We start from the raw sequence: 12857 nt of genomic DNA on the forward strand, positions 1-12857 counted from the left end.
GGTGCAGGGCGCTGGGACGAGCTCTCGTACATGGCTGATGTGCTGCGACAACTCGCGATGTCGACTCTGGTGGAGGGAGTCTGCGGGAAGGTGGGCCGGAACCGCGAGGGTTGCGCCGACCTGGTGACTGCTGTCACGGTAAGTGTCTGTAGTAATCGCTCCATGGAGGAGTTGACGTGCCCCACACCCCGCCCTGGGAGCCGGGCCTGCTCGCATCGCTGACCGGTGTCGGCCCCGGCCCGACCGCCCGCGACAAGCGGCTGGAGCTGCGCGCCGCGCTGGCCGCCGCCACGGCCGCGCCGGGCGCGCCGGTCGAGCCGCTGGTGCTGCCCGGCGCGACCGACGCGCTCGGCGCCCGGCTCGTCGAGGAGGCCGGCTTCGCCGCCGTCTACGCCACCGGCGCCGGGCTCGCCAACGCCGGCTTCGGGCTTCCCGACATCGGGCTGATCTCCCAGGCCGAGGTCGTCGACCACGCCGGACGGCTCGCCGAGGCGACCCGCGTGCCGCTGGTCTGCGACGCCGACACCGGCTACGGCGGACCGCTGGCGGCGATGCGCACGGTCCGCCTGCTGGAGCGCGCCGGTGTGGCCGGCCTCCAGCTGGAGGACCAGGAGATGCCGAAGCGGTGCGGCCACTTCGACTCGCACGCGCTGATCCCGTCCGGCCACATGCAGACCAAGATCGCGGCGGCGTGCGAGGCGCGCGCCGACGACGCGCTGGTGATCATCGCGCGGACGGACGCCCGGTCCGTGCACGGGATCGAGGAGGCGGTCGAACGCGGCCGCGCCTACGCCGAGGCCGGCGCCGACGCGCTGTTCGTCGAGGCGCCGCGGACGGTCGACGAACTCGCGCTGGTCGGGCGCGAGCTGGCGGGCGTGCCGCTGATCGTCAACGTCGTCGAAGGAGGCAGGACTCCGCAGCTGGACGTCGCGCGCTACGCCGAGCTGGGCTTCGGGGTCGTGCTGTTCGCCAACTACCTGATGCGCTCGATGCAGCTCGCCGGCCGCGAGGCGCTGGCGCACCTGCGCGAGCACGGCGAGACCGCGTCCCGCGCCGGCCGGATGGCGGACTGGGAGGAGCGGCAGAGCCTGTTCAACCTGCCGCGGTTCAGCGCCGCCGAGACCGCCCTGGACCGCGAGTTCGGGAGCCTCTCGTGAGCGCCCTGCCCGGCCTGCCGGTCGAGACCGACCTGCCCGGGCGCGTCGGCGTCCTGGTCCTCGGGGCCGGCCTCGCCGGATGCGCCGCGCTGCTCGCGGCGGCCGAGGCGGGACGGTACGCGCTGCTGCTGGAGAAGACCGGCGAGATCGGCGGGTCCACCGTGAAGTCGGCCGGGCTGTCCGCCTTCGCGGGTACCGACGAGCAGGCCGAGCAGGGGATCGCCGACTCCGTCGAGCTGCTCCGCGAGGACCTCGTCGAGGTCGGGCGGGGGCGCGGCGACCCGGCGCTCATCGACCTGTACTGCGAGCACCAGCTGGCGGCGTACCGCTGGCTGAAGGAGCACGGCGTCCGCTACGGCGAGATCCACGCCGCCTCGGGCCAGTCGGCGCCGCGCAGCCACCCCGCCGACACCACCCGCATGCTGCACCTGCTGCTCGCGGCGGCCGGCGCTCGCGGCGCCCGGGTCGTGCTCGGCGCCCCGGCGCACCGGCTGCTGCACGACGGCGCCCGCGTGACCGGCGTCCGGCTCGCCGACGGCCGCGAGGTGCTCGCGGACGCGGTCGTGCTCGCCACCGGCGGCTTCTCGATGAACCCGGAGCTGCTCGCCGCGTTCGCGCCGCAGATGGAGAACGCGCTCCGCCAGGGCGGCGCCGGGAACCAGGGCGACGGCCTCAAGATGGCCATGGCGCTCGGGGCGGGCCTGCGCGACACCCCCTACATCAAGGGCACGTACGGGCACTACCACGTCGAGCACCCCGACGAGGACGGCACCGGCATCCTCGCCGTCTACAAGGGCGCGATCGCGGTGAACCGCGAAGGCCGCCGCTTCGTGGACGAGTCGCGGAACTACAAGGAGATCGGGGACGCCGCGCTCGCCCAGCCCGGCGTGACGACCTGGCAGGTCTTCGACGCCCGCACGATGGCCCTGGCCAACGACGAGGTCCCGATCTACGAGTTCGCCGGGCGCGAGCGGGCCGGGATGCTGCTCAGCTCCGGGACGGTCGCCGGCCTGGAGGCCGCGATCGGCCTGCCGGGCGGCTCCCTGCAGCGCACCGTCGCCGAGTACAACGCCGCGCTCCGGGACGGGCGGGCCGACGCGTTCGGGCGGGCCCACCTGTCCGGCGGCGTCGGGGACCCCACGCCGATCGACCGCCCGCCGTTCTACGCCCACCCCTCGGGAACCGTCGTGCTCGCGACGTACTGCGGGCTCACCGTCGACACCCGGATGCGGGTCCTCGACTGGTGGGGCGAGCCGATCGGGCGCCTCTACGCCGCCGGCGAGATCACCGGCGGATTCCACGGGGCCGGCTACATGACCGGCACCTCCATCGGCAAGTCCGGCGTGTTCGGCCGGCTCGCCGGACGGAACGCCGCGGACGAGGAGAGCGAGCTCCAGTGGTGAACCCCGCGTTCGACCTGACCGGCCAGGTCGCCCTGGTGGTCGGCGCCGCCGCCGGCGGCCTCGGCGAGATCGCGGCGCGGGCGCTGGCGGGCGCCGGCGCGCGGGTCGCCGTCGCCGACCTGCCGTCGCGCGCCGCCGACCTCGCCGCCACGGCCCGCGACCCGGCCGCCGCGCAGGGCCGCGGCGCCAGCGCGCACGAGGTCGACGTGACCGACGAGGCGTCCGTCGCCGCGCTTCTCGGCAACGTCATCGCCGAGCACGGGCGGCTCGACGTCGTGGTGAACGCCGCGGGCGTCATGCTCCGCAAGCCCTACGACGAGACCTCGGTCGAGGAGTTCGAGCGGGTCGTGCGGGTCAACCTCACCGGCACCTGGCTGGTCGGCCGCGAGGCCGGGAAGGCGCTGACCCGGCAGGGCTCGGGCGGCCGCATCGTCAACCTCACCACCGTCTACGCCGAACGCGTCGGTCCCGTCCCCGAGTCGGCGTACTACTCGTCCAAGGCCGGCGTCGTGAACGTGACCCGGGCGCTGGCCGCCGAGCTCGGCCCGCACGGCGTCAACGTCAACTGCCTGGCGCCCGGCGTCTTCTACCCCACCCAGATGACGGCCGCGCTCGGCGCGGACCCCGACCGGCTCAGGTGGTTCGGCGAGCGCACCATGCTCGGCCGGCTCGGCGACCCGGCCACCGACTTCGCCGGCCCCCTCCTGCTGCTCGCCGGACCCGCCGCCTCGTACATGACCGGCCAGGTCGTGTACGTCGACGGCGGCTGGTCCGCCTGGTAGCCCGACCCCTCCGAGGAGACTCCGAATGACCAGCACCAAGGCCCTGCTCATGCTCGACTACCAGGTCGCGCTCTGCGAGGAGGGCCCGCACCTGCGCATGCCGCCGCTCGCCGCGCAGATCGCCGAACGCGGCGTCCTCGCGACGGCCGGGCGCGTCCTGGACGCCGCCCGCGCCGCCGGAACGCTCGTCGTCCACGTCCGGCTCGCCTTCGACCCGTCCTACCGCCTCCGCACCAACCGGCTGCCCCGCTTCGCCCCCTACGAGGAGCAGCGCGCGATGCTCGCCGACTCCCCGGAGGCGCGGATCGTCGAGGCGCTGGCGCCGGTCGCGGGGGAGCCCGTCGTCGACAAGGGCTGCGTCGACCCGTTCGTCGGGACCCCGCTGCGGGACGTCCTCGCCGCCGAGGGCGTCACCGAGGTCGTGCTCGGCGGCGTCGCGACCAACCTGGTCGTCGAGTCCGCGGCCCGGCACGCCTCCGACTCCGGCCTCCAGGTCACCGTGGTCGAGGACATGTGCGCCTCCTTCCGCCCGGACTTCCACGAGTTCTCCGTGACGAACATGCTGCCGCTGTTCGGGTCAGTGATCGGCTCCGCCGAGCTCGCCTTCTGAGAGGAACGCCGTCATGACCGAACAGACGCACCGCTACGACGTCGTGGTGGTCGGGGGCGGGGTCGCGGGCCTGTCGGCCGCAGTCTCGGCGGCCGAGAACGGCGCCCGCGTCGCGCTCCTGGAACGCTCCCCGGAGGCCGAGACCGGCGGGAACACCCGCTACACCGAGGCCTTCCTGCGCATGAAGTCGCTCGACGAGGTCGCGGACGGCTTCGAGGACGCCCTCGTCGACGACTTCATGGGGCACCCCGACCCGTCCATCGTCAACGACGCGGCCCTCCCGCCGCGGCGGCAGGGCGCCCTGTACCGCGCCACCCACACCGTCGACCCGGACTACGTCGCCGCGCTGGCCGAGAACGCGCCGCCGACCCTGCGCTGGATGACCCGCCACGGCGTCCGGTTCGACTTCGTGCCGACCCCGTTCCTCACCCGGTCGACCACCCGGATGGCGCCGGTCGGCGGCGGCCTGGCCATCGTCGAGACGATGGGGGAGGCCGCGCGCGGGCTCGGCGTGGAGTTCCACTTCGCGACCACGGCCCGCCGCCTCGTCCCCTCCGGCCGCGGCGTCGGCGGCGTGGTCGCGCACACCCCGGACGGCCCCGCCGTGTTCGAGGGCGCGGTCGTCCTCGCCAGCGGCGGCTACCAGGGCAACTTCGAGCTGATGGCCCGCTACCACGGCGACCGGGCGCTGACCTGCCGGCCCGTCGCCAAGGGCGGCAACTACAACAAGGGAGAAGGCCTGGAGATGGCGCTCGCGCTCGGCGCCGCCACCGCCGGGAACTTCGCCCTGTTCCACGCCGAGCCGGTCGACCCGCGCAGCGGCGAGCCGGAGGCCGCGATCTTCTGCTTCCCCTACGGCGTCCTGATCAACAAGGAGGGGCGGCGGTTCGTCGACGAGGCCCGCGGCACCGTCGACGCCTGGTACGAGCGGACGACCCGCGCCGTCCAGGCCCAGACCGGCGGCGTCGCCTGGGTCGTCCTCGACCAGCGGAGCCTCGCGGTGCCGAACCTGATGGCGGGCGTCCGCACCGATGTCCCGCCGGTGACGGCCGACACCGTCGGTGACCTCGCGCGGCGGCTGGACCTGCCCGCCGCGGCCGTCGAGGCGACCATCGACGCCTACAACGCGGCCTGCCCTCCCTCCGACGGCTTCGACCACGCCCGGCCCGACGGACTCGCGACGGCGGGGCTGGACGTCCCGAAGTCGAACTGGAGCCGGCCCGTCGCCGAGGGGCCGTTCGCCGCCTACCCGATCATGGCGGCGAACGTCTTCAGCTTCGGCGGCCTCAAGACCACCTCCGCCGCCGAGGTCGTCGACCGCGACGGCCGCCCCATGGACGGCCTCTACGCGGCGGGCGAGCTGACCGGGCTGTACTACTCGAACTACACCGGCTCGACATCGGTGCTGCGGGGCGCGACGTTCGGCCGGATCGCCGGGGCGAACGCCGCCGCCCGCGCCGCGGCGGTGGTGTGAACATGCGGATCTGGCACCAGTCCTTCACCGTCCTCGACGACGTCCCGCACTACCGCGACGCGCTGGCCCGCCACCTGCGGTCGCAGGCGGCGCCCGGCACCGAGATCGACCTCCACGGCATGAGGCCCGGCACCTACCCCTCCGACTATCCCGGGACGCACATCGGCTACGCCTACCTCGCCGGCCTGCACAGGGAGCAGTTCGTGCACGCGGCGCTGCGCGCCCAGGACGAGGGTTACGACGCCTTCCTGATCGCGACCATCCCGGACACCGCGTACGAGGAGGTCCGCACGGTCGTCGACATCCCCGTGGTCGCCTTCGGCCAGACCTCGGTGCTGATGGCGGCGGCGCTCGGGGACCGCGTCGGGATCGTCAACTTCATCGCCGCCCTGGAACCGCAGCTCCGGCGCAACCTGCGCAACTACCGGCTGGACGGGCTCGTCGGCCCGATCGTGCAGGTCGAGGCGGAGTTCACCGACGTCATGGCGGCGTACGCCGACCCGGAGCCGCTGCTGGACGCGTTCGTCCGCGCCGCGCGCGAGGCGATCGAAGCCGGCGCGAACGTCGTCGTCCCGGGGGAGGGGCCGCTGAACGTGTTCCTCGCCGACCAGGGCCTGTCCCGCGTGGACGAGGTCCCGGTCCTCGACTCCCTCGGCACCTGCGTCCGCGTCGCGGAGCTGCGCGCCGCGCAGTACCGCGCCACCGGACTGGCCCCGGCGCGGACCGGCTTCTACGGCGCGCGCCCGCCGCGCCCGCTGATCGACGCCGCGCGCCGCTTCTACGGCACGGACGGGACCCTCGCGTGACCTGGGACATCGAGGTGGACGTCGCCGTCGTCGGCGGCGGGGCCTGCGGCGTGATGACCGCCCTGCGCGCCGCCGGCGACCCCGGCCTCGTCGTCGCCGTCTTCTAGAGGTCCGCCCGCGAGGGGTGCAACGCCGCCATCTCGTCCGGTTCCCTCGCCGCGGGAGGCACCCGCTTCCAGGCGGCCGCGGGCATCGACGACTCGCCGCGACGGCACGCCGAGGACATCCTGCGCGCCAGCGGGGACGAGGAGTGGCGCCCGGTGGTCGAGGCCCTTTGCGCCGCCGCCCCGCGGATCGTGGAGTGGCTCGCCGACACGGGCTACCCGATCGAGATCGGCACCGACATGCCCCGCGCCGGGATGACCGCCCCGCGCCTGCACACCGACACCGGGCGCCTCGGCGGCGCCCGGCTCATGCGGCACCTGCGCGCCCTGCTCGCGGCCCGCGACAACGCCGCCTTCGTCGACGAGGCCCGCGCCGTCGACCTCGTCTCGCGGGACGGCGAGGTCACCGGCGTCGTCGTCGCCCAGAACGGCGCCCTGCAACGCGTCCGGGCCGGTGCCGTCGTCCTCGCCGCCGACGGCTTCGCGGCCGACGAGGCCCTGGTCGAGCAGCATCTGCCGCACCTCGGCACGCCCTTCTACGGCGGTGTCTCCACCTCCACCGGCGACGCCCTGCCCTGGGCCCTGCGGCTGGGCGCCCGGCTGCGGAACATGGGCGCCGGCCTGCGGTCCGGGCTCGTCGTCGTCGACCACGGCACCCGCGTGTCGCCGGCCCTGCCGTTCAACGGCGCCGTTCTGGTCAACCTCGACGGCGAGCGCTTCGTCGACGAGGAGTCCAAGGGCTACTCGTCCATGGCGGGCGTCCTGCGGCGGCAGCCCGGCGAACGAGCCGCGATGATCTGGGACGCCGCCGCGATGGCCGCCACCCGCGAGTCGGAGATGATGCGCGAGTGCCTCGCCGCCGGCGCCGTCCAGGACCGCGCCACCCTCGGCGACCTCGCCGCCTCCCTGCACCTGACGACCGGCCAGGCCGATCGCGCCCTGGCCCCGCTGCCCGGCCGGCGGCGGCTCACCGCCCCGTACCATCTCGCCTGGGTGACCCACGGCCTGCTCGCCACCCAGGGCGGGCTGGTCATCGACCCGTCCGGGCGCGTCCTGGACGAGGCGGGCGCGCCGATCCCCGGCCTGTACGCGGGCGGCGGCACCGCCTGCGGCCTGGCGGGCCCCCACTCCGACGGCTACCTGTCCGGGAACGGGCTGCTCTCCGCCTTCGGCATGGGCTGGATCATCGGGAACCACCTCGCCGAGAGGACCACACGGGCACAGGTGCAGTGAACGAGCCACCCCGGAGCGGCCAAAGACGATGCGGGGTGACCAGGAAGTGACCGGGGCGATAGCGCCCTGGGGGAGCGTGGCAGCGTCTGGATCGAACCCGAATCACGACGGAGACCATGATGCGCAGAGCCAACCGTGACCTCACCGCACGCTCCGAGCTCGTCACCAGTTCCCCCGCCCGCGGTGCAGGAAGCCGCCGGTACACCGCTCCGGCGGCCCTGGCCGGGGCCGTGCTGGTCCTGGCGGCCGTCCCGGCAGGCGCGACGACCGCCGCCGGCCCGCCCAGCCGCACACCCGCCCGCGTGACCGCCGCAACGGCCGGAGCAGCGGATCCCTGCATCAGGACGGTCCGCGTGTACCGAGACGATGAGGGCTTCTGGCACGGGGTCGGCTACAACTGCTCCCTGTACGGGGGAAATCGCTCTCTACGGTATGCCGACGGCATGAACTACAGCCAGTGCGCCTTCGTGGAAGGAAAGTCCTTCCACGACTGGATCATTCCTGACTGGGCGGCCCAAGGCCCGATCACGATGGTCTCTTACTGCGTCTAGCGTGAATTCACAGCCCAAGGGGGTTGCCTGATCTCACCACCACAGGTCAGTACAGTCGGCAACCCCGTCACCGGGTGTTCAGTCCGAGTTGGGCCACACCAGCACCCCGGGGCCGTCCGGGGTGATGACCGGGACCCACGCCTCGTCGACCTCGCGCATCCGGCTCTCGTCCAACCTCAGGCCGTGCGGCTGCTCGGTGTTGCCGTCGCAGGCCCAGTAGCGGACGGCCTCGATGATCTCCTCCAGCCTGCCTCGCGCATCGGCTGGCCAGGCGTGGTTCCAGGTGCCGGCACCGCGGAAGTCCTTCTCGAACAGCGTGCGCAGTGCGCTCAGTCCGTCACGGCTCGCCAGCGGCACCAGGAAGCCCTCCACCTGCCCCTGCCGGTTCACGTTGCCGCCGTACTGCTGCTGGTAGACCACTCCGGTCCCGGCCTCCACCACCACGTACAGCCAGCCGCCGCCGATGGTGCCGTCAGGGTCGAGGCAGACGAAGCGCGGAGCGTCCATGGCGGCCATCTTCCGCGCCGTCGATCATGTGGTCAACGGCGTGCCGCGAGACGGCCGTCGCGTCGACCCTGCGCTGGAAGGACGAGGTCGCCCGCCCGCTGCCGCACGGCCGTTGTGGCGATTTGCTGGGAACGGTGTCGGACGACCCATTTCGGGGCGGTCCGCCGTCATAGGATCGGGGGACGGGGCGGACGGGGAGAGGGTCGTTCTTTGGGGCTGGGCGGCGTTACCGGGGATGCCGGTGACTTTCCGGTGGCATTGCGGGAGAGATTCCGGCCGATCCGGATCGAGGCGGTCGGCGCCGAGTCGGTCGTCCATCTGGCGGAGCCGCTCCACGGCGGGTGCGGGGGCGCCGACCTGGTCGTCGTCAAAGTGCACCGGGACTCCCGGCTGGAGACCGACCAGCTCGTTGTGCTGGGGCGGCTGGAGGCCACCAGGCACGTCCCCCGGATCCACGATTACGGGAATCTCGTCGTGGAGGGCGCCGAGGTCGGCTGGATGGCGCAGGAGTACTGCGCGCACGGTTCGCTGGAGGCGCTGATCGGCGACGCCCTTCCGCTCGGCGACGCGGAACTGAGGGCGATCGTCGCCGAACTCGCCGAATGCCTCAACTTCTGGCTGGGCGCGATGGGGTTGACGCACACGGACGTGAAACCGGCCAACATCCTGGTGCGGTCCCGGAATCCCTACGAACTGCTGATCGGTGACTTCGGGGGAATAGCCCGCAACGTCAGGGTCCATGGGCGGGATCCGGGCGGGCTGCTGACCACCTGGGCCTACGCCGCGCCCGAGACCGCGCGGGGCCGCCGCGGCGCTCCGGCCGCCTGGTGGGCTCTCGGGATCATCGCCTACCAGCTCCTCCTCGGGCGGACGCCCTACGAGGGGACGCCGTCCGCGCGGGTGCGGGAGCTGCTGCGCGCCGGGCGGCGGCCCGCGCTGGACGCCGTGACCGACCCGGAGTGGCGGCGGCTCATCGACGGGCTGCTCGTCGTCGACCCGGCGCGGCGCTGGACGTACGAGCACGTGGTGGCGTGGGTCGCGGACGAGCACCGGCCGCCGCGGTTCAACGGCCGCACCTACCGGGACGTCCGCGGCCTCGCCGACGACCTGGAGCGGAACTGGCGGGACGGCGCCGCCTGGCTGGCCGGCAACGGCGGGCGGCTGGCCGACTGGCTCGTCCGGCAGGGCGCCGACCCCGCCGACGTGCGGTACCTGCGCGGGCTGGGCGGCGACCGGGCACGGCGGGCGCTGATCAGGCTGACCGCGCAGGTCATCCCGGACGTGACGCCGCGCTACGAGGGCCGTCCGATCGATGCGCCGGGGCTGCTCGGACTCGCCCGGGGCGGGCCCGCCGACCGGGAGCTGCTGCGGGAGGTCGTGGACGGCGGCGTGCTGGCCGACGCGGCCCGGCACCGCTGCGGGCATCCCGGCTGCCGGGGGCGCTGCGCCGTCCTGGACCGGGTGCACGCGGACGTCCCGGAGATCGTCGCGCGGGCGGAGGGGAAGCTGAGCTGGCTGCGCGGCCGGGTGGTGCGCGGCCGTCCCGGCCGGCCGCCGGCGGAGCTGCCGTCCGAGCGGGAGTGGCCGATGCTGTGGGCGTGGGCGGCGGAGCTCACGCTGCTCGCCGACGCCGCGGAGCGGGTTCGCGCTCTCGCCGCGGCCGTGCCGCGCGAGGTCCCGTGGTGGCCGGACCGGCTGCGGCTCGCGGAGGCGGCCGACCCCGCCACCGTGGAGGGACGCGCCGACCTCGTGGTGGCGCAGCTCCTGGCGCCGCACGCCTGGCGCGCCGCGAGCGGGCCCGGCCCGCACCGGCGCTGACCGCCCCCGGCGGGCGCCGGGGCGGCTCACAGGTACTGGCCTGGCTCCTCGGTGTCGATCCGGGGGACCAGCCCGGTGGCGCTGAAAAGCGACAGCAGCGGGCGCAGCACCCGGGTCGGGCGGAAGTTGCGGTGGGGGAACACGCCCTCCTCCGTGATCGGCGGCACGCCCGACGCCGACGCGAAGTGGAGCGTGGTGGGCGAGCCGGAGTGGAACGGCGCCAGCCACAGTTCGGCGCCGTGCCGGTCCAGGAACGCGTAGGCGGCCTCGTTCTCGTCCTCGACGGTGCGCAGGTCGCCGAGCACCGTCTCGTCGTCCCGCGCGAGCCAGTGCGCGACGGTGCCGTCGACTCCGGCCAGCATGTCGGACTTGGCGACGACGATGGCGCCGGGCGGCAGCAGGCCGTCGCGGGACTGCCGGGTGTGCAGGAGCTGGGTGATCGCGTGAGTGAAGCCGGGGTCGGGCACCCACGGGTTCCAGTCGTCGCCGGTGCGGAGCTGCTGGCCGTCCGCGACGTAGAGGATCGCGTCGGCGAGGCTGAGGAACGGGGTGTCCTCGTACTCGTACCGGTGGTAGTGCTCGCCGGGGACGTCGAAGAACCCGACCGCGTGGGTGCGCCCGGTGTACTCGCTGGACACGCGCAGCGCGTACACGAACTCGGCCCGCGCGGTGCGGCGGGTGGCGGGCAGGACGCGGCGCTGCTCCAGGAACGGCCGGATCCGCTCCTCGTAGAACCGCTGCCGCAGGTGCCCGTCGAGCGGCTCGATGCGCAGCTCCGGCGCGAGCATGGCCTTGCGCCGTTCGAGCTGGGCGATCATCGCGGTGAGCAGGTGGGTCTTGCCGGCCGCGCTGGCGCCGACCAGCCCGATGATGAGCGGGTCCAGGTCGCCGTAGTCGGCCGGGAGGGCGTGCGGGTCGCCGTCGCCGTGGCACTGCCGCATCGCGCCGAGCGTCCGGTGCCGCCAGCGGACCTCCGGCTCGTCCGGCGCCCGCGTCAGCACCTCCGGCCCGTCCGGGGTGTTCTTGACGAGCGGGACCTCGCCGTAGTCGGACCAGTCGATGTGGTTCAGGCAGTACGGGCAGAGCGTGCGGGCGCGCGGCTCCGGGCCGGGGTACGCGGCGGGGCCGGGCTGCCAGGGCGGGGCGATCATGTCACAACACCACCAGGAGAATTAGGACGACCAGGACGAACACCACGGGCCACACCAGCAGGGGGTGCGGTCTGCGCCTGCCGTCGTCGCCGACGCGGAACGGGAAGTCGCGGGGCAGCGAGGGGACGCCGACCCCCGGAGGCGCGCCCGGCCGTCCGGTTCCCGGTCCCGTGCCAGGTGCCCGATGGAAGGACGGCGCCGACCCGCTGGACGCGTGCGCGGGCGCGCCGTTCCTCCGCTGGCCCAGCCACTGCTTCTCCCTCCGGTAGTTCTCGATGGCGCGCGCGCCGGCGTCCGTCGCCGGGGGCGCCGGCGGAGGCGGCGGCTTCGGTTCGGCCCGCTCCGGCGGCCCGGCCTGCGCGGTGCGCCTCGTCTGCCCGGGCCGCGCGGGACGGGCGCCGGGGTGGATCTCCACAGTCCGCGTGTCGTCGTCCTCGGGGGCGTCCTGCTCGGTGGGGGAGTCGTGCCCGGCGGGCACGTCCCGCTCCGTCGTGTCGCCGGAGGGCGGCCATCCCTCCATGCGGGCCAGCACCTCCGCGGCCGTCGGGACCTCCTCGTCGAAGACGGGCCGGAGCACCATGCCGAGGTCGGGGTGGTGCCGGATCAGCCAGCGCAGCTCGCCCTCGTCGGCGGGCCCCGCGCCGTCCGGCCCGAACGACGACTCCTCGCCCGACGCGAGCCAGAACAGCAGCCCGGCCGCCGCGCGCACGTCCCGCGCCGCCCGCAGGTCGTCCGGCTGGCCGACCGCGTTGCCCAGGTCGGCGATCTGCAGCCCCCTGCCGTCCCACAGGAGCATCCCGGGGGACAGCTCGCCCAGCGCGTAGGCGTTGTCCGCGAGCACCCGGAGCGCGGTGAACAGGTCGTGGGCCGGCCGCCGCAGCCGCTCGGAGGGAAGGGGAGACGTCCCGGCGAGCGGACGGCCGCGCCGCGTCTGCACCAGCCGGGCCGGGGCGTCGGGGGAGTCGACGTCGAAGCCGAGCAGCGTCCCGAACTGGTCGGCGCGCACGTCCTCCATGCGGAGGCCGCCCCAGACGGCCACCTCGTTGCTGAGCACGCGCTTCCCCATGGCGCCGGTGGCGACCTTGTAGACGCACTCGACCTCGGCGCCGCCGCCGGCGGGCCGGACCGTGCCGTAGTGGCTCTTGTAGCGGGCGCCGACGCGGCTCCCCTGGTCGAGGGTCAGCGCGAACTCCGCGCGCCCCCCGCCGGACGGCGTTTCGAGCAGTGCGATTTCGGTGGTCACCCCGTCACGTCCCTGTGT

The 12857-nt window shown here is 74.4% G+C and carries 11 protein-coding genes and 1 pseudogene; 9 read left to right on the top strand and 3 right to left on the bottom strand.

The features are described 5' to 3' along the window. Nucleotides 1-176 precede the first annotated feature (176 nt). The 8 genes and pseudogenes from AB0C87_RS15455 to AB0C87_RS15490 all read left to right on the top strand — a co-directional run bounded on the left by AB0C87_RS15455 (nt 177) and on the right by AB0C87_RS15490 (nt 8120). A complete protein-coding gene (locus tag AB0C87_RS15455) occupies nt 177-1157 on the top strand; it encodes an isocitrate lyase/PEP mutase family protein (RefSeq protein ID WP_360578026.1) in 981 nt (326 codons plus the stop codon). Beyond that, nucleotides 1154-2560 (top strand): FAD-dependent oxidoreductase, encoded by a 1407-nt coding sequence (locus tag AB0C87_RS15460; RefSeq protein WP_360578028.1) that lies wholly within the window; start codon nt 1154-1156, stop codon nt 2558-2560. The genes AB0C87_RS15455 and AB0C87_RS15460 overlap by 4 nt, the downstream gene beginning before the upstream one ends. Further along, nucleotides 2554-3342, top strand: a complete 789-nt coding sequence (locus AB0C87_RS15465) for an SDR family oxidoreductase (RefSeq protein WP_360578030.1) — start codon at nt 2554-2556, stop codon at nt 3340-3342. Before AB0C87_RS15460 ends, AB0C87_RS15465 begins: the two co-directional genes overlap by 7 nt. Nucleotides 3343-3367: 25 nt before the next feature. After that, nucleotides 3368-3952, top strand: coding sequence for an isochorismatase family cysteine hydrolase (locus tag AB0C87_RS15470; RefSeq protein WP_345173726.1), 585 nt, complete (start codon nt 3368-3370; stop codon nt 3950-3952). A 13-nt stretch (nt 3953-3965) separates the two neighbouring features. Continuing rightward, the gene (locus AB0C87_RS15475) at nt 3966-5426 is read left to right on the top strand and encodes an FAD-dependent oxidoreductase (protein ID WP_360578031.1); all 1461 of its coding nucleotides are present in this window, start codon (nt 3966-3968) and stop codon (nt 5424-5426) included. A 2-nt stretch (nt 5427-5428) separates the two neighbouring features. Further along, entirely contained in the window at nt 5429-6232 is an 804-nt protein-coding gene (locus AB0C87_RS15480) for an aspartate/glutamate racemase family protein (protein WP_360578033.1), read from the top strand. 134 nt (nt 6233-6366) lie between these two features. After that, nucleotides 6367-7569: pseudogene (locus AB0C87_RS15485) on the top strand (FAD-binding protein); the annotation flags it as partial. A 116-nt stretch (nt 7570-7685) separates the two neighbouring features. Next, nucleotides 7686-8120, top strand: a complete 435-nt coding sequence (locus tag AB0C87_RS15490) for a hypothetical protein (protein WP_345173717.1) — start codon at nt 7686-7688, stop codon at nt 8118-8120. A 78-nt stretch (nt 8121-8198) separates the two neighbouring features. Here the strand turns inward: AB0C87_RS15490 and AB0C87_RS15495 are convergent, their stop codons facing one another. After that, entirely contained in the window at nt 8199-8627 is a 429-nt protein-coding gene (locus tag AB0C87_RS15495; RefSeq protein WP_353834829.1) for a DUF6210 family protein, read from the bottom strand. Between the two features lie 252 nt (nt 8628-8879). Between AB0C87_RS15495 and AB0C87_RS15500 the strand changes: the two genes are divergently transcribed. Further along, nucleotides 8880-10445: a protein kinase gene (locus AB0C87_RS15500; protein WP_345173713.1), complete on the top strand. Its 1566-nt coding sequence runs from the start codon at nt 8880-8882 to the stop codon at nt 10443-10445. Nucleotides 10446-10471: 26 nt separating this feature from the next. Here the strand turns inward: AB0C87_RS15500 and AB0C87_RS15505 are convergent, their stop codons facing one another. Together AB0C87_RS15505 and AB0C87_RS15510 are read right to left on the bottom strand one after the other, a co-directional pair. Next, complete coding sequence (locus tag AB0C87_RS15505) at nt 10472-11596, bottom strand: hypothetical protein (RefSeq protein WP_360578036.1); 1125 nt, start codon at nt 11594-11596, stop codon at nt 10472-10474. A 1-nt stretch (nt 11597) separates the two neighbouring features. Next, nucleotides 11598-12839, bottom strand: a complete 1242-nt coding sequence (locus tag AB0C87_RS15510) for a hypothetical protein (protein ID WP_360578038.1) — start codon at nt 12837-12839, stop codon at nt 11598-11600. Nucleotides 12840-12857 lie beyond the last annotated feature (18 nt).

The organism is Actinomadura sp. NPDC048021 (genome assembly GCF_040653135.1).
Classification (GTDB): domain Bacteria; phylum Actinomycetota; class Actinomycetes; order Streptosporangiales; family Streptosporangiaceae; genus Spirillospora; species Spirillospora verrucosospora.